Annotated in this window: 17 protein-coding genes and 2 pseudogenes; 10 read left to right on the top strand and 9 right to left on the bottom strand. The window is 69.4% G+C overall.

Going from position 1 to position 18,462, the window contains the following annotated elements:
* Positions 1-22: 22 nt before the first annotated feature.
* Entirely contained in the window at positions 23-1,519 is a 1,497-nt protein-coding gene (locus C1737_RS10220) for an NAD(P)/FAD-dependent oxidoreductase (protein WP_102418037.1), read from the bottom strand.
* Between the two features lie 42 nt (positions 1,520-1,561).
* Positions 1,562-2,410, bottom strand: a complete 849-nt coding sequence (locus C1737_RS10215) for an SDR family NAD(P)-dependent oxidoreductase (protein WP_102418034.1) — start codon at positions 2,408-2,410, stop codon at positions 1,562-1,564.
* A gap of 101 nt (positions 2,411-2,511) precedes the next feature.
* On the opposite strand from C1737_RS10215, the gene C1737_RS10210 reads away from it, so the two are divergent.
* From C1737_RS10210 to C1737_RS10200, 3 genes are all read left to right on the top strand, one after another.
* Positions 2,512-3,798, top strand: coding sequence for a CdaR family transcriptional regulator (locus C1737_RS10210; protein WP_102419880.1), 1,287 nt, complete (start codon positions 2,512-2,514; stop codon positions 3,796-3,798).
* Positions 3,799-3,919: 121 nt separating this feature from the next.
* Positions 3,920-4,387, top strand: coding sequence for a 2,4'-dihydroxyacetophenone dioxygenase family protein (locus C1737_RS10205; RefSeq protein WP_102418033.1), 468 nt, complete (start codon positions 3,920-3,922; stop codon positions 4,385-4,387).
* Positions 4,384-4,794 (top strand): DUF1330 domain-containing protein, encoded by a 411-nt coding sequence (locus tag C1737_RS10200; RefSeq protein ID WP_231980651.1) that lies wholly within the window; start codon positions 4,384-4,386, stop codon positions 4,792-4,794. Before C1737_RS10205 ends, C1737_RS10200 begins: the two co-directional genes overlap by 4 nt.
* Here C1737_RS10200 and C1737_RS10195 read toward each other — a convergent pair.
* From C1737_RS10195 to C1737_RS10185, 3 genes and pseudogenes are all read right to left on the bottom strand, one after another.
* Positions 4,791-5,174 (bottom strand): annotated as a pseudogene (locus C1737_RS10195) (DUF222 domain-containing protein); the annotation flags it as partial. The gene C1737_RS10200 and the pseudogene C1737_RS10195 sit on opposite strands and share 4 nt — an antisense overlap.
* A gap of 86 nt (positions 5,175-5,260) precedes the next feature.
* Entirely contained in the window at positions 5,261-6,361 is a 1,101-nt protein-coding gene (locus C1737_RS10190; RefSeq protein ID WP_102418031.1) for an IS110 family transposase, read from the bottom strand.
* A 151-nt stretch (positions 6,362-6,512) separates the two neighbouring features.
* Positions 6,513-7,565, bottom strand: a pseudogene (locus C1737_RS10185) (13E12 repeat family protein); the annotation flags it as partial.
* A gap of 103 nt (positions 7,566-7,668) precedes the next feature.
* Between C1737_RS10185 and dapB the strand changes: the two are divergent.
* The 3 genes from dapB to C1737_RS10170 are packed head-to-tail and all read left to right on the top strand — an operon-like array spanning position 7,669 to position 9,316.
* A complete protein-coding gene (gene dapB, locus C1737_RS10180) occupies positions 7,669-8,406 on the top strand; it encodes a 4-hydroxy-tetrahydrodipicolinate reductase (RefSeq protein ID WP_102418027.1) in 738 nt (245 codons plus the stop codon).
* 2 nt (positions 8,407-8,408) lie between these two features.
* Positions 8,409-8,864 carry a hypothetical protein gene (locus C1737_RS10175; RefSeq protein ID WP_102418024.1) on the top strand — a complete coding sequence of 152 codons (456 nt, stop codon included), beginning with the start codon at positions 8,409-8,411 and terminating at the stop codon, positions 8,862-8,864.
* On the top strand, positions 8,861-9,316 hold the full coding sequence (locus C1737_RS10170) for a flavodoxin family protein (protein ID WP_102418021.1): 456 nt from the start codon (positions 8,861-8,863) through the stop codon (positions 9,314-9,316). Before C1737_RS10175 ends, C1737_RS10170 begins: the two co-directional genes overlap by 4 nt.
* Positions 9,317-9,348: 32 nt before the next feature.
* Here C1737_RS10170 and C1737_RS10165 read toward each other — a convergent pair whose 3' ends face one another.
* The 3 genes from C1737_RS10165 to C1737_RS10155 all read right to left on the bottom strand — a co-directional run bounded on the left by C1737_RS10165 (position 9,349) and on the right by C1737_RS10155 (position 12,447).
* Positions 9,349-10,179, bottom strand: a complete 831-nt coding sequence (locus tag C1737_RS10165; protein WP_102418019.1) for a thioesterase family protein — start codon at positions 10,177-10,179, stop codon at positions 9,349-9,351.
* A gap of 42 nt (positions 10,180-10,221) precedes the next feature.
* On the bottom strand, positions 10,222-11,655 hold the full coding sequence (locus tag C1737_RS10160; RefSeq protein WP_233214730.1) for a DUF4118 domain-containing protein: 1,434 nt from the start codon (positions 11,653-11,655) through the stop codon (positions 10,222-10,224).
* A gap of 126 nt (positions 11,656-11,781) precedes the next feature.
* On the bottom strand, positions 11,782-12,447 hold the full coding sequence (locus C1737_RS10155) for a response regulator transcription factor (protein WP_102418016.1): 666 nt from the start codon (positions 12,445-12,447) through the stop codon (positions 11,782-11,784).
* Positions 12,448-12,591: 144 nt separating this feature from the next.
* Between C1737_RS10155 and C1737_RS10150 the strand changes: the two genes are divergently transcribed.
* The 4 genes from C1737_RS10150 to C1737_RS10140 all read left to right on the top strand — a co-directional run bounded on the left by C1737_RS10150 (position 12,592) and on the right by C1737_RS10140 (position 18,012).
* A complete protein-coding gene (locus C1737_RS10150; protein ID WP_142393453.1) occupies positions 12,592-12,885 on the top strand; it encodes a hypothetical protein in 294 nt (97 codons plus the stop codon).
* Positions 12,886-12,946: 61 nt separating this feature from the next.
* Entirely contained in the window at positions 12,947-13,147 is a 201-nt protein-coding gene (locus tag C1737_RS26605; RefSeq protein ID WP_142393452.1) for a hypothetical protein, read from the top strand.
* 87 nt (positions 13,148-13,234) lie between these two features.
* On the top strand, positions 13,235-14,779 hold the full coding sequence (locus C1737_RS10145) for a class I adenylate-forming enzyme family protein (RefSeq protein WP_102418011.1): 1,545 nt from the start codon (positions 13,235-13,237) through the stop codon (positions 14,777-14,779).
* A complete protein-coding gene (locus C1737_RS10140) occupies positions 14,776-18,012 on the top strand; it encodes a carboxyl transferase domain-containing protein (RefSeq protein WP_102418008.1) in 3,237 nt (1,078 codons plus the stop codon). The genes C1737_RS10145 and C1737_RS10140 overlap by 4 nt, the downstream gene beginning before the upstream one ends.
* Positions 18,013-18,025: 13 nt before the next feature.
* Here C1737_RS10140 and C1737_RS10135 read toward each other — a convergent pair whose 3' ends face one another.
* The gene (locus tag C1737_RS10135; protein WP_067920154.1) at positions 18,026-18,373 is read right to left on the bottom strand and encodes a PE-PGRS family protein; all 348 of its coding nucleotides are present in this window, start codon (positions 18,371-18,373) and stop codon (positions 18,026-18,028) included.
* Positions 18,374-18,462 lie beyond the last annotated feature (89 nt).

Below are 18,462 nucleotides of genomic sequence, written 5' to 3'. Positions count from 1 at the left end.
CCATGGTGGTGTTCTCCGTGCGTTACGCGGTCAGCGCCGGCTCGGCGCCGCCGGTCGGTGGGGATGCCGCAAATCGCAGGCTGTCGTCGTCGACCGGGCCTTCGCGCAGCATTTTGTAGTCGGCGCGGTAGTCCATGCAGGTGCGCCACGGCCCTACCACGCCCTGGTGCGGGAACTTCTCGACCGAGCGCTTGACGTAGCCGGCGCCGACCTCCAGCAGGGGACGGGTCGACATGGTCGCCGGGGCCAGCGGATAGCAGATGCTCTGGCCGCGGGAGTCCATCAACCCCAGCAGCCGGCAGAAGTGCTCACATACCAGCCCGACCTTCAACGTCCATGAGGAGTTGGTGTAGCCGATCAGGTACGCGAAATTCGGGACGTCGCTCAGCAGAAAGCCCTTGAAAGCCACCTTCTTCGACACGTCGACGGACACGCCGTCCACCGAGAGTGCGATCCCGCCGAACGCCAGCAGGTTCAGCCCGGTGGCCGTGACCACGATGTCGGCTTCCAGCTCGCGGCCGGACTGCAGCCGGATTCCCCGCTCGGTGAATGTGTCGATCCGGTCGGTGACCACCGAGGCCCGCCCGTCGCGGATCGCGGCGAACATGTCGGAGTCCGGGACGGCGCAAAGCCGTTGGTCCCACGGGTTGTACGCGGGCCTGAAGTGCTCGTCGACCGGATAGCCCTTGGGCAGCTGCTTGGCGTTGAGGTGGCGGATCAGTCGGCGGGCGGCGGCCGGATGCTGCCGGCAGAACCGCCAGATCAACCGTTGCTTGGCGATGTTCTTATACCGGGTAAGGGCGTAGGCGCGGTCACGGCCGATCAGCTTGGGCAGCGTGTTGGCGATGCGGTCCTCCGAGGGCACCGGCACGATGTAGGTCGGGGAGCGCTGCAGCATCGTCACGTGTCCCGCGGTCTCGGCCATGGCCGGGACCAGCGTCACCGCCGTCGCACCGCTGCCGATGATCACCACCCGCTTGCCGCGGTAATCCAGGTCCTGCGGCCAATGCTGAGGATGCACCACCTGCCCGCGGAACCGCTCGCGCCCCGGGAATTCCGGGGCGAACCCCTCGTCGTAGCGGTAGTAGCCGCTGGCGCAGAAGAACCATCGACAACTCATGGTGACGCGTTCGCCGGTGGCCCGGTCGATCTCGACCAGCCAGCGCGCGTCGCTGGTGGACCACGCCGCACTGATCACCTTGTGGCCGAACCGAATCGCGCGCCCGATGCCGTTCTCAGCCACCGTCTGGTGCAGGTAGGACATGATCGCGTCGGCGCTGGCGATCGCCTTGTCGTTTTCCCAGGCCTTGAACTCGTAGCTGAACGTGTGCAGGTCGGAATCGGAGCGAATACCCGGATACCGGAACAAGTCCCAAGTTCCGCCGATCTCGTCGCGGGCTTCTAGGATCGCGAAGCTCTTGGTCGGCGCCATGGTCTGCAGGTAGTACGCGGCGCCGATGCCGGAGATGCCGGCGCCGACGATCAACACGTCGACGTGCTCAATATCGTTGATATTCATCGTGATTCCTGTCTTGTCGAGCGGCTTGGGGTTTATTGGGGTTTATTGGGCGGCCTTGGCCATCTGCGCGGAAACCCACCGGGCCAGTGGGGGAGCGACGCGGGACAACCCGTACATGACGTGTGCCTCCGCGGCGATGGGCGCGACGGCGCGATCGTTTCCGATCGCACGCAAGATGTTGCGGGCCGCGCGCTGCGGTGTGTATCCCCTCCTGCGGTAGGTGGCGGCGAGGCGCTGGCGGCGGCCTTCGGTGTCACCCGCCCCGCGGATCGGGCTGGATTTCGTGATGGCGGTGTTGATCACGCCCGGGCAGACGGCGGTGACGCCGATGCGGTAGGGCTTGAGCTCGGTGCGCAGTGCCTCCGAAAGACCCAAGACGGCGAACTTGGTCGCGCTGTAGGCCGACAGTGCGGGATTGGCAAGCAGTCCCGCCGCCGAGGACAGGTTGACGACATGCCCACCGCGACCGGAGTTGACCATGGCCGGGACGAAGGCGTCGCAACCGTGCACGACACCCATCAGATTGATCGAGACCAGCCATTCCCAGTCCTTGAGGCTGGTGTCCAGGAAGCCGCCGACAAGTCCCACCCCGGCGTTGTTGACCACGATGTCGACCCCGTTGAAGTGAGCGAATGCCGCGTCGGCGAACCCGGTCATCTGCTCGGGGTCGGACACGTCCACCCGGCGAGTGATCACGTCACGCCCAAGCCCGCGCGCGGCTTCGGCGGTTTCGGCGACCGCGGCGTCGTTGATGTCACACAGCGCGAGGTTGGCGCCGCGCTGCGCGCACAGCAGAGCCAACTCGCGGCCGATGCCGCTGCCCGCTCCGGTGATGGCGACGACGCGACCGGACAGGTCTGAGGTGTTGAGGCGGGATCCGAATCTGAACATGGGAGCAAACTAAGGCCGGCCCGCGATGGTGGTCTCGTGCGACGACGCCAACGTTGGGCTCGGTCATTGTGACGCCGCGACAGCCGGACTACATTCCGGCCATGGAGCTCGAATGGCCGCCGGTGCAAGACCCGGCCGCGCAGCGGGTATGGCAGCAGGTGCTGGTGCCGATCGCGGCCGAGTTGCGTGCCGGCGCCACCGACCTGGCCGAGCGCTCCGTCGCCCGGATGCAAGCCGAGCTCCCGCAGCTGTTTCCCGACGACCAGACGGTCAGGGAGAACGTGGTGAGCAGCGACGCGAGCCTGCGGCAGCTGGCCCAGATCATCGAGCTCGGCGCAGATCCGCGTCGGGTGGAGCTGCCGCCGTCCACGCAAGCGATCGCGCGCGCGGCCGTGCAGCGCCAGGTGGCGTTGGCCGATCTGATGCGGTTTTACCGGCTGGCTCAGGAACTGGTGTGGCAGTGGATGCTCGCCCGGATCGCGGCGACGGCGAAAGACGCCGCCCAACAGGCGAAGGCGATGGAGCTGGCCACCGGGTGGATGTTCGCCTACGTCGACGGGGCGATGATGCGGGCCGAGCAGACCTACGAGGTCGAGCGGGACGCATGGTTGCGTGGCGCGACCGCGGCCCGCGCGAGCGCGGTCGACGACATTCTCGCCGAGCGTGAGCGGGAACCGCTGCGCGCGTCGAAAAGACTGCGCTACGACATCAATCGCCAGCATGTCGCCGTCATCGCGTGGGTTGACGACCTGCCCGAAGAGGGCGACGCCCAGCCGCTGTTGGGCCGCGTCATCGCCGGCATCGGGCGCGTCACGGGGGCGGAAAGTACCCTGGTCCATCCGTCGGGTTCCCTGGCGGTTGCCGCGTGGGTGAGCCGCCGGGGCCCGCTCACGGTGCGGGAGGCGACGCTGAGCGGTGCCGAGCAACCGGCGAGCGTCCGCCTCGCCTTCGGTGATCCGGCTCGTGGGCTCAAGGGCTTTCGCCGGAGCTACCTCGAGGCCGCCCACGCGCGGCGCGTGGTATCGCTGATGGGGGCCCGCGGTGCTTCGGTCACCCATTACCGCGATGTCGCCGTCGCCGCTCTTGCCAGCGTGGACCGGGAGCATGCCACGACGTTCGTCACCAGGGTGCTGGGGCCGCTGGCCGCCGACAACGAGGACACCTATCGGCTCGCGACGACGCTGGCGGTCTATCTGGGCGAAAACCGCAGCCGCGTGCGCGCCGCCCAGCGGCTCACCGTGCACCCCAACACCGTCACCTATCGCGTGAACCAGGCCGAGGCGATCCTGGGCCGCAGCATCGACACCGACACGCTCGAGCTGTCTGTCGCGCTGGCGCTATTGCCGGCCCTGCCCGGTCTGGAGCATTTTCGGCACGCCGAATTGTGAGCCGAGCACAAACGCGGCCGTCAACGTTGTCTCGCCGCGCCGAGCGGATGCGGCCGACCGCTCCTATGTTTTGCTCCAGCCGCGCTGCGGTAGCAAACAATCCTCTCAAGGAGAAGTTGGAATGCAGACCCTGCCAGAGCTCGACGTCAATTACATCGACGGCGCCGAAAACCCGTGGATTCCCTTCGCCCCCCTGTCCGACCAGGTTCTCCTGAAGTACTGGAAGGTCGACCCGGTGCGGGCCGAGATCATCGTGTCGATGAAATTCCCTGCCGGACTTGAGCTTCCGCCGCACTACCACACCGGCATCGTGGTCGGCCACACCGTCAGCGGCGCGTGGCGGTACAAGGAGAACGACTGGATCTCCCGCGCGGGCGACACCGTCTACGAGGTCGCGGGCTCCTCGCACACGCCGCAGAGCCTGGAGGACACCGAGGTGTTCTTCTTCCTGGCCGGTGAGCTGCTCTTCCTCGACGAGAGCAAGACCATCCTGTGGCAGGAGAACCACAAGACTTCGGTGGAGCGCTACAACGCCTACTGCGCCGCGAACGACATCGCCGCGCGCGACCTGACGAGCTGGAGCGCATGATGGCCACCGCGATCGAACCGAATGAAGGCCAGCTGGCCACGCTGGTGGCCGCGGCGTCGGACAACGACAGCCCCGTGGTCATGATCAACCTCCTGCAGTTCAAACAAGACGGAGCGGCGCACTACCAGCGCTACGCCAAGGAGGTTCAGCCGTTCCTCGAATCGGTGGGCGCCACGCTCGTCTACGCGGGAGACGCCAGCCACGTCGTCGCCGGCGACCTCGACCGTCCGTTCTGGGACGCCATCGTCGTCGTCCGCTACCCGTCGCGGGCGGCGTTCGTGTCCATGGCGACGAACCCCGAGTACTACGAGCGCGCTCACGTGCATCGGGCGGCCGCGCTGCATAGCACCCATCTGGTCGCCACGGATCCCTGGGCATCGGCCGCCGACGGGGCGCAGCCGCGCTAAGGGACGTCGTCGTCACGCTCTTCCTCGAAGAGGCGTTCCGGGTGGTGGTAGTCGTTGCTGCCCGGGCCGCGGCCCAAGCGCGGCGGCGGAATCCATTCGGTGCGTCCGTTCGGGAGTTTCCTTGTCCGCCAGCCCTTGTCGATCAGCTTGTGGTGCTGCGCGCAGGCGAAGGTGAGCTTGTCGGCGTCGGTCAATCCGCCGCCGGCCCACTCGTCGAGATGGTGGACCTCGCACCAGTAGCCCGGCGCGTCGCAGCCAGGATGCGTGCAGCCGCGGTCCTTCGCGTACAGCACGATGCGCTGATCCGGGGTGGCGATTCGCCGCGTCCGGCCGAGATACAGCGGGCGGCCCGAGTGCTCATCGAACACCGCCAGATAGTGACGCCTCTCTGTGTCAAGGGTGTTGGTTGTAGCGTGTGATTGCGGGCCCGGGAAGTGACTTGTCTGAAGTGTCGGTGTACGGGGTATTAGCCGATCGCGCGAGACAACAGAGTCGCCCCCGAGTGTCCTCCCGGGTCCGCCTCGTCTGGGTGGGCATCGCGGGTTAGTTGTCGGTAGACGGCGTCGGAGAGGCGTCGTTTGAGGCAGCGCATGGCCTCGCGTTTGCTCTTCCCTTCGGATCGTTTGCGCTGGTAGTAGGTCCGGCCGGGGGTGTCGGAGCGGATCTGGGTGAGCGCCATGACGTGCAGACAGGCGTTGAGCTGGCGGTCACCTGCGCGGGAGAGCCGGTGGCGGACGACGTCGCCGGAGGACACCTCGATGGGGGCGGTGCCGGTGTAGGTGGCGAAGGCGGCTGCTGAGCGGAATCGGTGGACGTGTCCGACGCGGCTGATGATCTTGGCGGCCGAGACTGTTCCGATGCCGTGCAGCTCGGTGAGGGTGGTGCCCGAGGTGGTGACCGCGGACTGGATGTCGTCAGCGGCCTTGGCAATGCGGCGGTCGAGGTGACGGACTTCGGCCACCATGTCGACGGCCAAGGCGCGCAATGCCTTAGCGGCGGCATCTCGGGGACGGATCGCGCCTAGCAGCGTAGCGGCACGTTCGGCGGTCAAAGTGCCCGATGCTCCGCCGGGGCTCAGCTTGGTGAGCAGGACGTGCAGCCGGTTGATGGTTTGAGTGCGGGTCTTCACCAGATCCTCGCGGTGTTCGACTATTGCTCGTAGCGCGGTCGCGGCGTCATCGACGGTGACCGTCGTGAGGTGGGCGGCGTTGAGAGCGGCGATCCCGACCGACACGGCGTCGGCGTCGTCGTTCTTACGACCGTGCCCGGTGGACAGAAGCCGTACGCGGGCAGCGAGTTTGGCGGGAACGTCCATGACGTCCACTCCATCGTGGACCAGCTGGGCGGTCAACGGAGCGCCCATTCCGTGCGCCCCCTCGATGGCCCACATGCTGGCGTGCCAGGCGCGCGCGAAGCGGCGCAGTGACCGGTAGCCGTCCCGGCTGACCGATACCCGCAAGGTGGCCAAGGGCTGCAGAGACTCGCCGACTGCGACGGCGGTCCACGACGCTTTGTGGGGGTCGATGGCGATCACCACCCGTCGGTCGATGGTTAATACCGCTGACATGTCTCACTCCTCACTTCGATATGTTGAAAGCGAGGAGGGCACATCAACTTTCGGCTTAGCAGGCCTCTCTCAAGCCACTCCTCGTTTGCGGCGATGACCGGACGCAGGTCACTACTAAGTCAACCCCTACCGGTGACAGGTGCGCGTCGAGCGGAGCCGGCCACCGCCTAGAGAAGCATGGCTGCAGGCCACGCTCTCTTGCTCCCAATTCAACAAGTTGGTAGGCGTGGCGGGCCATCCGGAGCACGTCGCGCATCGGCAGCACCGTTCCTCCGCCGGTGACCGCCCGCCCGGTGCCGGCCGTCAGCTCCTGCAGCGTGGTGGAGACGATAACGGTGACCGGTAATCCATTGTGGGATCCCAGTTTCGGATCGCCCAGCCGGCCGCGCACCAAGGCATTCAGGGCGTCGTGCTGGCGTTGCGCGTGGCTGCGCAGGTCGCCGCTCGCCGACTCGTCGCTGGCTTCGCCTTCGACACAGGGCGTTTCGTCGTCCGGGTTGCACATGCCGGGCGCGGCGAACCGCGCCAGCCAGGCATCGAGGTTGGCGCGCAGTTCCGGGGACGCGACCAGTCTCCCGACGCTCATCCCGTCGAGGCGCTGCCCGGTCCAGGCGAAGCCGCGCTGCCGCGCGCGGTCGGCGTCGGAGAACTTGCCGTCCGGGTTGATCCGCAGCGCGCACCGGTGCGCGACCTTTTCCAGCTGGTCGGGACGCAAGCTCACCGCCTGCTGGGCCAGGAATCGCTCGGCCTTCTGCACAGTGTCGACCGGCGTCTCGCCGGGCAGGTCGCGGACGAACGTCTGGATCACCCGCAGGTGCTGACCGTCGAGCATGCCGTCACGCCACGCCCGGGCGGTGGCCGGCAACTTCGGCGGCAGCGCCTGGCCGGTGAGGGTCAGCCGCGGGGACAGCTGTCTGGCGTCCCGAAGCCGGCGGGCCGCCTCGGCAGGGCTGATCCGCAGCCAGTCGGCGACCACCTTGTGTACGGGGCCGCCGACGTGGGCAGGGTCCTCCTTCGCCAGGCCGGCGATCGCATCGTGGTTGGCCGCGACCTGGCGGCGTAGTGCTGTCTCCCTCCGCTCCAGCGCCCGCAGTCGGACCGCGGGCGGCAGGGCGTCGAGATTTCGTTGGGCGATCGCTGCCACGGCCGCGTCAAGCGCGTCCAATTCGGCGGCTATGTCCGCCGGCATGTCGATCGAACTCATGTTCGAATAGTATCGGCCAGCGCCGATGCCGACACCCCCGAATGCGCTGGCTGTGGATAAGCATCCAACTGTGGACAAAACCAAGCGGTCTAGGGTGAAGCCCATGCGGGTAGGCGTCTTGGGAGCTAAGGGCAAGGTCGGTTCGGCGATGGTGGCGGGCGTGCATGCCGCCGACGACCTGACCCTGTCCGCGGAGGTGGACGCCGGCGACCCGCTCGGCCTGTTCACCGACTCCGACACCGAGGTGGTCATCGACTTCACCCACCCCGACGTGGTAATGGGCAACCTGGAGTTCCTGATCGGCAACGGAATTCACGCCGTCGTCGGCACCACCGGCTTCACCGCCGAACGCCTGCAGCAGGTCGAGGCGTGGCTGGCGAAGAGCCCCCGCACCTCGGTGCTGATCGCGCCCAACTTCGCGATCGGCGCGGTGCTGTCGATGCACTTCGCCAAGCAGGCGGCGCGCTTCTTCGAGTCCGTGGAGGTGATCGAGCTGCACCACCCGCACAAGGCCGACGCCCCGTCCGGTACCGCCGCGCGCACTGCCAAGCTGATCGCCGAAGCGCGAAAAGGCCTGCCGCCCAACCCGGATGCCACCAGTACCGGCCTGCCGGGTGCGCGCGGCGCCGACGTCGACGGCATCCCGGTGCACTCGGTGCGGCTGGCCGGGCTGGTCGCCCACCAGGAGATCCTGTTCGGCACCGAGGGGGAGACCCTCACCATCCGCCACGACAGCCTGGACCGCACCTCCTTCGTGCCGGGCGTGTTGCTGGCCGTGCGGCGCGTCCAAGAACGGCCCGGCCTCACCGTGGGGCTCGAGCCCCTGCTCGACCTGCAGTGAACATGAACGCCACCCTGCGCACCCAGTTGCTCATCGCGCTCCTGTGCGTCGCGATGCTGGCGTACTTCGTGCTGCTGGGGCGGATGGCCGTCGCGATGATCGCCTCGGGCCGGGCGGCCGCCGTGGGGCTGGGGCTCGCGGTGATGGTCATGCCCCTGATCGGGCTGTGGGCGATGGTGGCGACGCTTCGCAACGGGTTCGCGCACCAGAAGCTCGCCCGCCTGATCGCGGCCGACGGCATGGAGCTCGACACCAGCGGGCTGCCGCGACGGGCGTCGGGCCGCATAGAGCGGGACGCCGCCGACGCGCTGTTCGCCACGGTACGCACCGAAGTCGACGACCATCCCGACGATTGGCGGCGCTGGTACCGGCTGGCGCGCGCCTACGACTACGCGGGGGACCGCCGCCGGGCGCGGGCGGCCATGAAGACGGCGCTCGAATTGCAGGGCCGCCCATGAGCAAGACGCTGCTGATCGTCCACCACACGCCGTCGCCGCACTGCCACGAGATGTTCGAGGCGGTCGTCAACGGCGCCACCGATCCCGAGATCGAGGATGTCGAGGTCGTCCGCCGGCCGGCGCTGACCGTGTCGCCGGCCGAGATGCTGAGCGCCGACGGCTACCTGCTGGGCAGCCCCGCCAACCTGGGCTACATGAGCGGGGCGCTCAAGCACGCGTTCGACTGCTCCTACTATCAGCTGCTCGACTCGACGCGGGGGCGCCCGTTCGGCCTGTACTTGCACGGCAACGAGGGCACCGAGGGCGCCGAGCGCGGTGTCATGTCGATCACCACCGGCCTGGGCTGGACGAAAGCCGCAGAGACCGTGGTGGTTTCGGGCAAGCCGGACAAGGACGACCTGCGGGCCTGCTGGGAACTTGGCGCGACGGTCGCCGCCCAGCTGATGGCCTAGCTGACGGCCTAGCTGATGGACTAGCTGATGGACTAGGTGTGGGGCGGATTGAACGCCTCGGCCGGTTGGGCCAGGGCCAGCGCGGAGCTGGTGCCGATCGGGCCGTGCCGGTCGAACAGGGTGGCGGCGCCGGTGGCCACGCCGGCCGTGCCGTAATGGCTTTGCGCGGCCAGGCCCAGGTACTCACCGTCGGGCAGGCGGCTGGCGGTGACCGTGTAGTCGGCGTTGATGTAGCGCAATCCGCCGGTGCCCCAATGGGTCAGCGAACTTGTGATGTCACCGACGAAAGCCAGTCGGGTGAATGGGGTCAGGGGATAGCCCTGCACCATCGGGCGAAAGATCCGCGTCCAGGCGAACTTCCGGGAATGCGACTGTTCCCACTCGCCGGCCGCGATGCCCGGGCTGCCCGCGGTGGTGGCCCCGTATCCCCAGATCAGAAAGGGCATGTCGGTGGGAATGGCCTCGGGGTCGGCAGGCAGCGGCGGCATGGCCAGGGGCGCCGACCACACCGTCCCGTCGGGATGATCCCCCCGCCGCAGGAACAGCGCGCTGGCCCGCGCGACGGTGTTGCCGTTCTGCACCAGAGCGCCGTCAACGAGCTTGATCCGCCGGCCCTCCCGCTGCACCGAGGTGCGGATCTGCACGGGTTCGAGCAACGCCGGACGCAGCAGGTCGACCGTGAGACGGGCCGGCTGGAAGTCGGGCTCGACGCCGGATTGCTCTATGCCCCAACCCAACAGGCCACCGACGTTCTGGCCGCCCATCGCGGCGCCCCATGGTCCCCGGGTCAGCGGGCCCGGAACATACGAGTCACCGTCGACGGTGAAGAAGGCCTCGGGCACACCGGCGGGATCAGTCGTCACCGCTATGACGATAGGACACCGTGTGGCCAAAGCCGCGCGGTGTCACGCGCGGGTGGGTATCGCGACCTGCAGCGCGGTGCCGCCACCGGGCGGACTGGCAATGTCGAGGCGGCCCCCGAGCGCCTCGACCCGGTCAAGCAAGCCGAGGAGCCCGGATCCGTTGCGGCTGTCCGCTCCACCGACCCCGTCGTCGCGGATGGCGACCATCAGCTCCGCCTCGTCGGTCCGGGCGTCGACGTCGATCAGTGAGGCGCGCGCGTGTCGGGTCGCGTTGGTAAGTGCTTCCGCCACAACGTAGTACGCCGCGACTTCGACCGACTCGGGAATCTGTTCTTCCAGCGCCAGGCGAACGGTGACCGGAATGGGGCAGCGGCGGGCGAGCGCCTCGAGCGCCGGACCGAGCCCTCCTCTGGACAAGATCGCCGGATGAATGCCCCGGGCGAGCTCCTGGAGATCGGCCGACGCCGCGCTCAGACCCGTGACGGCCGCCGAGATCTCGTTCTTCAGCGAACCCAGTTCGGGCGGGACGCCGGCCTCGATCGAGCGCAGTTGCAGCGCAAGCGATACCAGCCGCTGTTGCGCCCCGTCGTGCAGATCGCGCTCCAGGCGGCGCCGGGCATCGTCGGCGGCCGTGACGATCCGCGCTCGCGACGCCGTGAGCGCCGCGTGCGCTTCCGCATTGGCAATGGCGGCCGCGACCAGCTCGCTGAACTCGCCGATCCGCTGTTCGGTATCGGGCGGCAGCGGCTCCGCGGCGGAGCCGACGACGGCGACACCCCACAGCCTGCCCTCGACCACGATGGGTGCGCCCACGCCGCTGCGCAATCCGAGACGGCGAATCAGCGCCGCCACGTCGCCAATCGCCGTGTCGTGACTGTCCATTCGAGCGGGCTGACCGGAATCGGCCACCATGGCGCCGATGTTCTGCCCGCCCAGGGACCAGCGGCTGCCGACGGGCATCTGCGCCACCTGCACGGGGTCGTCACGGGCCGCGACAAGCGTTGCGGTGCCGTCGTTCTCGTAGCGCCAAAGCGAAGCGTTGGCGACACCGAGCGATCTCGCCAGCTCGTGGGCGACCGCCGGGAAGACGTCCGATGGGCGGACTCCGCGCGCGACCAGAGTGGCAACCCGGCGAAGCGCGGCTTGTTGCTCGGCCAGCACACCGAGCTCGTCGCGGCTCGCCTCGGCGTCTCGCCGCCGCTGTTCGGCGTCCGCGGCGTGAGCCCGTGCGGTGCGCGCCAGGGCGTTTGCCACCAGTCCGACGACGACGAAGACCAGCAATGCCGTCCAGTCCTGAGGCTGGCTCGGCACCATCGTGCTGTCCGGCCAGCCACGAAAGTAGTCGAAAGCGAGCGCGCTGAGCGCCGCGGTGGCGGCGGCCAGTCCGGGGCCCCAGCCGGTAGCGACGATCAGCACCCCGATCAGGTAGAGGACGCCGAAGGCGTTGTCCTCGGCGAGCGTCTTGAGCAGCAGCATGACGGCGGTCTCCACGCCGATGCAGGCGGTCGCGACCGCGATCCCCAGCGGCGTGGGCAGTGGGTCGCGCGACAGCAACCTCCAGCCCAGGCGAGACAGGGCCTGCGACTTGGCTTTCGGCACCGGTCAGCGGGCCTTCAGGAAGGTGACGACCGCACGAACCCGTCGGTGATCGTCCGGGGTTTCGCGCAGCTCCAGTTTGGTCATGATGCTGCGGACGTGCTTCTCGACGGTGCCCTCGGTGACCCACAGGCGGCGGGCGATGCCGGCGTTCGAGCGCCCTTCCGCCATCAGGGCGAGGACCTCCAACTCCCGTGGGCTCAGCGCGGCCAGCGGGTCGTTGCGCGTGCGCGATTCGACCAACTCCTGGACCAGAGCCGGATCGACCACACATGCGCCGCCGGCGATGCGGCCCAGCGTGTCCAGGAAGTCGTCGACATCGGTGACCCGCGTCTTCAGCAGGTAACCGACGCCGCGGCCGCTGGCCAGGAGCCGCATCGCCGGCTCGACGTCCACGTGCGCGGACAAGATCACCAGCCCGACCGGCGGCAGCTCCTCGCGGATTGTCATCGCGGCGTCGAGTCCTTCGGTGGTGCCCGTCGGCGGCATCCGGATGTCGACGATCGCCAGCTCCGGCTTTTCCCGGCGGACCAGCTCGAGCAGGCTCGCGGCGTCACCGGCCTGACCGACGACGCGGTAACCGGACCGGGTCAGCAGGCTGGCCAATCCCTCCCGCAACAGCACGTCGTCGTCGGCGACGACGACCCGCGTGCCCGGCTTCTCCGGCTCCACCCGACCCGATCCTCTCGTATGATCCGCACCGGCAGTCCCGAGCGTAATTGCAGCCAGCGGGTATCGCCGCGGTCAGGCTGGCGGTCCCGCGAGACGGGTGTCAGCACCGACGACACCGACCCGGTGGCGCGCGAGCCTGGGGTCATGACGACGACCACCGCATCTTCGGCCAGTATCCGTGCCGTCGGCGGCCGGTATCTGGTGAGGTCCGTTGTCCACCTCGCCGAACTCCTCGCCTTCGACGCCGCCGTCTTGCTGGCAGGAGTTCGTCTGACCGGATTAGGCTTGTCGGAGCTGTGTTTGCTGGTGCTGCCGCCGATGATGGCCGGCTCCGGGGCGGTCCTGACGTTCTTCGCCCTCAACGGGATGCTGCTGCGCTCAGAGGCGGCCGAGGCGGCCGTCGAGCGCACCCCCGATCTCGTCAGTGGAACCCGTTAGTGCGCATGCTCGTCCGCTTATGTATGGGGCGGGTAGCCGCCGGGTGAGGAGGGGCCGCGACGTGATCGCCGAGATAGTGCTCACCGCCGTCCTGGCGCTGGGCTGCGGTGTCGGGACACCGGTCCATGCCGACCGCGGCGTCTTCGGCACTCTCGGCTGCAGCTGCCCGGACACGCCTTCAGGCGGCCCGGTTCAACAACACGACATAGACCGGGGGATCGCGGACGGTCTGTCCGGTTCGCCGCCGGGATCACCGCGCTGATCCGGCAGCACCGTTTCGAGCTCAGGGACGGGGCGGCCCACTACGCTCACAGCGGACGCAACTGTTCTTTGTGACGGAGGTCGAGACGTGACGCAGCGGGGAGCGGTCCTCGACATTTCCCGGGACAACAACCCGTTCCCCACGACCGGCGTGACTCGCGGTGCCGACGGCGTCCCGCGCTACGACGATCTCCCGGCCACCCTGCTCGACATGCTCGTCGACCAGGTCGAGCGGCGCCCGGACAGCGAGGCGGTGGTCGAACTCGGCGCCGGGCGACTGACCTACCGCCAGTTGTGGGACTCCGCGGCGCGGGTGGCCGGTGGGTTGCGCGCGGCCGGACTGCGGCCCGGCGACCGCGTCGCGGTGCGGCACCCCGCGGGCATCGACTGGGTGCTGGCGTTCTGGGGCACGGTGATGGCCGGCGGCGTCGCGGTGGCGGTCAATACGCGCTCGGCGCAACCTGAAGTCGACTTCGTCCTCTCCGACTCGGGGGCGACGCTGGACCTGGCGGCCGACGCACCCCTGCCCGAAGGGCGGCCGTACGTGACCGAGCAAGTCGGTCCCGCCGACGTGGCCGCGCTGTTCTATACCTCGGGGACCACCGGCCACCCCAAGGGGGTGCCGACCACCCACGAGGCCTTCCTGACCAACACCGAGAACGCGATTCGCTGCCTCGACCAGCCTCGCGATCTCGGCGAAGCGATGCGCACGCTGATCTCCGTGCCACTCTTCCACGTGACCGGGTGCAACTCGCAACTGTTGGCGGCCACCCGCCTGGGTGGGGCGTCGGTGATCATGCCCGCCCTCGACCTGGACGGGCTGATCGCCACGCTGAGCGCCGAGCGCATTTCGGTCATGGTCACCGTCCCGGCGATCTACGCATTGATGTTGCGGCACAACAGCTTCGCCGACGTCGACGTCTCCGGGGTCCGCTGGGTCGGGTACGGCGGCGCCCCGATCGCCCCGGCGTTGGCGCGGGCGGTGAAGAACGCCTTCCCCCGGGCCACGGTGTTCAACGGCTACGGCATGACCGAGACGGCATCGCTGATGACCGTGCTGCCGAGCCGCGACGCGGTCGAGCACGCCGACTCGGTCGGGTACGCGGTCCCGTCCGTCGACCTGGGCCTGGTTCCGTTCGGCGGCGACGAGCCGGGAGTCGGCGAGCTGGTGGTGCGCGGCGCCAACGTGACCGCCGGCTACTGGGACCGGCCGGAGGCCACCGCGGCCACCATCGTGGACGGCTGGCTGCACACCGGCGACGTGGTGCGGGTCGACGACGCCGGTCGGATACACATCGTCGACCGGCTCAAGGACATCATCAACCGCGGCGGTGAGAACGTCTCCAGCGTCGAGGTCGAAGCCGTGCTCCTGGCGGCGCCCCACGTCGCCGACGCGTGCGTGCTCGGGGTTCCCGACGACGTCATGGGCGAGAAGGTGGGGGCGGTGCTCTTCGGCGGCGCGGACGAGATCGACGTACCGGCGGTGCTCGACCACTGTCGCTCGCAGCTCGCCGACTTCAAGGTGCCGCAGTACGTCGCTGTGGTCGCTCACGCGCTGCCACGCAACGCCGGCGGCAAGCTGCTCAAAGGCAAACTCCGTGAGCAGGTGCGGTGGGGGGAGCAGGTGCGGTGAGTGCGACCGTGTTGGTCGCCAACCGCGGCGAGATTGCGCTCCGAATCGTCCGCACCGCAACCGAATTGGGCATGCGGACGGCCGCGGTCTACGCCGAGGACGATGCCGAGAGCCCGCACGTGCACGCCGCCGACGAGGCGATCGGCCTGCCCGGCGCCGGACCGCGAGCCTACCTGGACCAGCCCGCACTGCTGGCCGCGGCCAAGAGCTCGGGCGCACAGCTGGTCCACCCGGGCTACGGATTCCTCAGTGAGAACGCCGAATTCGCCCGCGCCTGCGTCGGCGCAGGGTACGCGTTTGTGGGGCCGGACGCCGACGCACTCGAGCTGGTCGGCAACAAGGCCGCCGCCCGCGCCGCCGCCGTGGCCGCCGGGGTGCCGGTGTTGCCCGCCACCGACGGGCCGAGCAGCGTGGCGGACGTCGAGGCGTTCTTCGCCGCCCAGGGCGGCGCCATCATGATCAAGGCCCTCGCCGGCGGCGGTGGACGCGGGATGCGCACGGTGTGCAGCGCCGATCAGATCGGCGACGCCTACCGCCAGTGCGCCGCGGAGGCGCGACTCGGCTTCGGCGACCCGGCGCTGTTCGCCGAGGCGCTGCTCGACGATGCCCGGCACATCGAGGTCCAGGTGATCGCCGCCCCGGCGGGGCACCAGACCCGCGCGCTCGCACTCGGCGACCGCGACTGCAGCATCCAGCGGCGCTATCAGAAACTCGTCGAAATGGCGCCCGCCCAAGGGATTTCGGATCGCTTGCGCCGCGCCCTGCACCAGGCCGCGGCCCTGATGTGCGCGCGAGTCGCGCTGCGCGGGCTGGCCACGGTCGAATTCCTGGTCACCGGCGAGGACTTCGTATTCCTGGAGGTCAACCCGAGAATCCAGGTGGAGCACACGGTCACCGAGGAGACGACCGGGATCGACCTGGTGGCTGTCCAGCTGGACATCGCCGGGGGCGCCTCCTTCTACCAGCTCGGGCTGCCGGCCGGAATCGCCTCCGACGGAACCGAAGTCATCGGCGAGCCCGCAGCGCACCGCGGCTTGGCGATCCAGGCGCGGGTCAACGCGGAGACCTTCGCCGCCGACCTCTCGGTTGTCCCCTCCGCCGGCACGCTCACCGCCTTCTCTCCACCGAGCGGGCCGGGGATCCGGGTCGACACCTACGGCCGGGTGGGACTGGTCGTCAACCCGCATTACGACTCGCTGCTGGCGAAGGTGGTGACCCACGTGCGCGGGGCGTCACCCGGGGCCGCGTTGCGCAAGACCCGGACCGCCCTGGCTGAGTTCGCCATCGAGGGCGTCCGCACCAACATCGACTTCCTGCGCGAGTTGCTGAGTGACCCTGCCGTGGAATCCGGCTGCGTGAGCACTGTTTTCGTCGACCAGAAGCTACCCGAGCTGGCGGCGGCGTCGTGGCACCAGCACGACGTCCGCGCCGCGCCGGTCGAGCTCTACCCCGGCGAGGACGTGCTGCGGGCGCAGCTGGCCGGCACCGTCGTCGAGGTGGCGCCCGAGGACGCCGAATACGGCGCGGGCAGCCAGCTCGTCGTCCTCGAGGCGATGAAGATGCAGCACGTGCTCGTCGCCCCGGATGCGCTGCGGACCATGCGCAACCTGGTGACCCCCGGGCAGGTCGTCGGAACCGGCGACCCGTTACTGGTCTTCACCCGCACCGGCGCCGCTTCCGGCGGCGATTCGTCAACGGCCACAACGGATCTCGACCGGCCGCGCGCCGACCTCGACGAGGTGCGCGGGAGGCATCTGCTCACCCGGGACGAGGGGCGCGAGGCGGCGGTGGCCAAGCGGCACAAGCAAGGCCGTCGCACCGCCCGGGAGAACATCGCCGATCTGATCGACCCCGGCAGCTTCGTCGAATACGGCGCGCTGGCGATCGCGGCGCAGCGCAGCCGGCGCTCGGAGGAGGACCTGATCGCCAACACGCCGGCCGACGGCCTGGTCGCCGGCCTTGCCACCATCGGCGCGGACCGTTTCGGGCGAGCGGCCGCCGAGGCCGTCGTGGTGTCCTACGACTACACCGTGCTGGCCGGCACGCAGGGCATGCGCAACCACGCGAAGACCGACCGAGCGTTCGACCTGGCCGCCCGAAAAGGGTTGCCGGTGGTGCTGTTTGCCGAGGGCGGCGGCGGGCGGCCGGGCGACACCGACGTCGGCGGCGCCGCGGGGCTGGACGTGCCGACCTTCCGGATGCTCGCGGCGCTGAGCGGCCGGGTCCCGCTGATATCCATCGTGTCGGGCCGGTGCTTCGCCGGCAACGCGGCGCTGGCCGGGGTGTGCGACGTCATCATCGCGACGCCGGACGCCAACATCGGGATGGGCGGCCCGGCCATGATCGAGGGCGGCGGGCTCGGGGTCTACCCGCCCGAGGCGATCGGGCCGATCGGCGTGCAGCGGCGCAACGGCGTGGTCAGCCTGGTCGCCCGCGACGAGGCGCACGCGGTCTCGCTGGCCAAGCAGTATCTGTCCTATTTCCAGGGCGCACTGGATGACTGGGCGGCACCGGACCCACGCCTGGCCCGTCATGTGTTGCCGCAGAATCGGTTACGCGCCTACGACGTCCACCGGGCGATCGAGGCGATCGTCGACGCCGGCTCCGCGTTGGAGCTGCGGCCCGACTACGGCGTCGGGATCGTCACCGCGCTCGTCCGCGTCGAAGGGGCGCCCTACGGGCTGATCGCCAACAGCACGCACCACCTCGGCGGCGCCATCGATGCCGAGGCGGCCGACAAGGCCGGCGACTTCCTGGCCCTCTGCGAATCGTTCCGGCTGCCGGTCATTTCGCTGTGCGACACCCCGGGCTTCATGGTCGGTCCCGACGCGGAGACCCAGGCCGCGGTCCGGCGGTTCGGGCGAATGTTCGTACTGGGAGCGCGGCTGACCGTGCCGGTCGGCATGATCATCCTGCGCAAGGGATATGGGCTCGGCGCCATGGCCATGGCCGGCGGTTCGTTCCGCGCCCCGCAGTTCACCGTCGCCTGGCCCACGGGGGAGATCGGCGGGATGGGACTCGAGGGCGCCGTGCGCCTCGGCTTCAGCAAGGAGCTGGCGGCCGAGGCGGACCCGGTGCAGCGCCAGGAGCTGTTCGACAAGCTGGTGGCGGCGGCCTACGAGCACGGCAAGGCGCTCCGGGCGGCCACCACTTTCGAACTTGACGACGTCATCGACCCCGCGGACTCCCGGGCCTGGATCGCCAGGCTCCGGGAGCCGCGCGGATCGGATTGATCAGTCGAACGGATCAGGCGTGGCCGGAACCGCACCCGACGCCGGGCAGGCAGCCCTGACCGCCGGGGATCCCGCCGGGTCCCGCGTTCTGGCCGCCGGAGCCGCAGCCCACGCCCGGGACGCAGCCCTGGCCGCCGGGACCGCCGCCGGGGCCGCTGAACTGGCCGCCGGAACCGCAGTTGCCGTTGGCGTCACAGCCACCACCGCCCGGGTCGTCCTTGAACACCACGTGCGTGGGCGCCGCGGACGGCGCAGGCGCCGAGGCGTGGGAGTCGGTCATGGCGATCGGCGCGACCGCGATTGCCGCGGCCGCAGCCCCGCCCACTACCAGTCTTTTCGCGAGGGTTAATTTCGAGAACATGCGGGTCGCATACCACGGACCCACACGTGTAAAACATCCATGTAGCGAACGGGAAACCGTTCGCTTTCGCGCAACGGAAGGCGCACCAC

This window comes from Mycobacterium sp. 4858, assembly GCF_900240975.1.
GTDB lineage: Bacteria > Actinomycetota > Actinomycetes > Mycobacteriales > Mycobacteriaceae > Mycobacterium.
The sequence above is the reverse complement of the archived record's forward strand: the minus strand, read 5'-3'. Positions and strand labels throughout refer to the sequence as shown.

What these genes read in the sequence shown, in the direction of transcription:
- C1737_RS10220 (WP_102418037.1), bottom strand. Translation starts at nt 1,519, where the DNA reads ATGAATATCAACGATATTGAGCACGTCGACGTGTTGATCGTCGGCGCC.
- C1737_RS10215 (WP_102418034.1), bottom strand. Translation starts at nt 2,410, where the DNA reads ATGTTCAGATTCGGATCCCGCCTCAACACCTCAGACCTGTCCGGTCGC.
- C1737_RS10210 (WP_102419880.1), top strand. Translation starts at nt 2,512, where the DNA reads ATGGAGCTCGAATGGCCGCCGGTGCAAGACCCGGCCGCGCAGCGGGTA.
- C1737_RS10205 (WP_102418033.1), top strand. Translation starts at nt 3,920, where the DNA reads ATGCAGACCCTGCCAGAGCTCGACGTCAATTACATCGACGGCGCCGAA.
- C1737_RS10200 (WP_231980651.1), top strand. Translation starts at nt 4,384, where the DNA reads ATGATGGCCACCGCGATCGAACCGAATGAAGGCCAGCTGGCCACGCTG.
- C1737_RS10190 (WP_102418031.1), bottom strand. Translation starts at nt 6,361, where the DNA reads ATGTCAGCGGTATTAACCATCGACCGACGGGTGGTGATCGCCATCGAC.
- dapB (WP_102418027.1), top strand. Translation starts at nt 7,669, where the DNA reads ATGCGGGTAGGCGTCTTGGGAGCTAAGGGCAAGGTCGGTTCGGCGATG.
- C1737_RS10175 (WP_102418024.1), top strand. Translation starts at nt 8,409, where the DNA reads ATGAACGCCACCCTGCGCACCCAGTTGCTCATCGCGCTCCTGTGCGTC.
- C1737_RS10170 (WP_102418021.1), top strand. Translation starts at nt 8,861, where the DNA reads ATGAGCAAGACGCTGCTGATCGTCCACCACACGCCGTCGCCGCACTGC.
- C1737_RS10160 (WP_233214730.1), bottom strand. Translation starts at nt 11,655, where the DNA reads ATGCTGCTGCTCAAGACGCTCGCCGAGGACAACGCCTTCGGCGTCCTC.
- C1737_RS10150 (WP_142393453.1), top strand. Translation starts at nt 12,592, where the DNA reads ATGACGACGACCACCGCATCTTCGGCCAGTATCCGTGCCGTCGGCGGC.
- C1737_RS10135 (WP_067920154.1), bottom strand. Translation starts at nt 18,373, where the DNA reads ATGTTCTCGAAATTAACCCTCGCGAAAAGACTGGTAGTGGGCGGGGCT.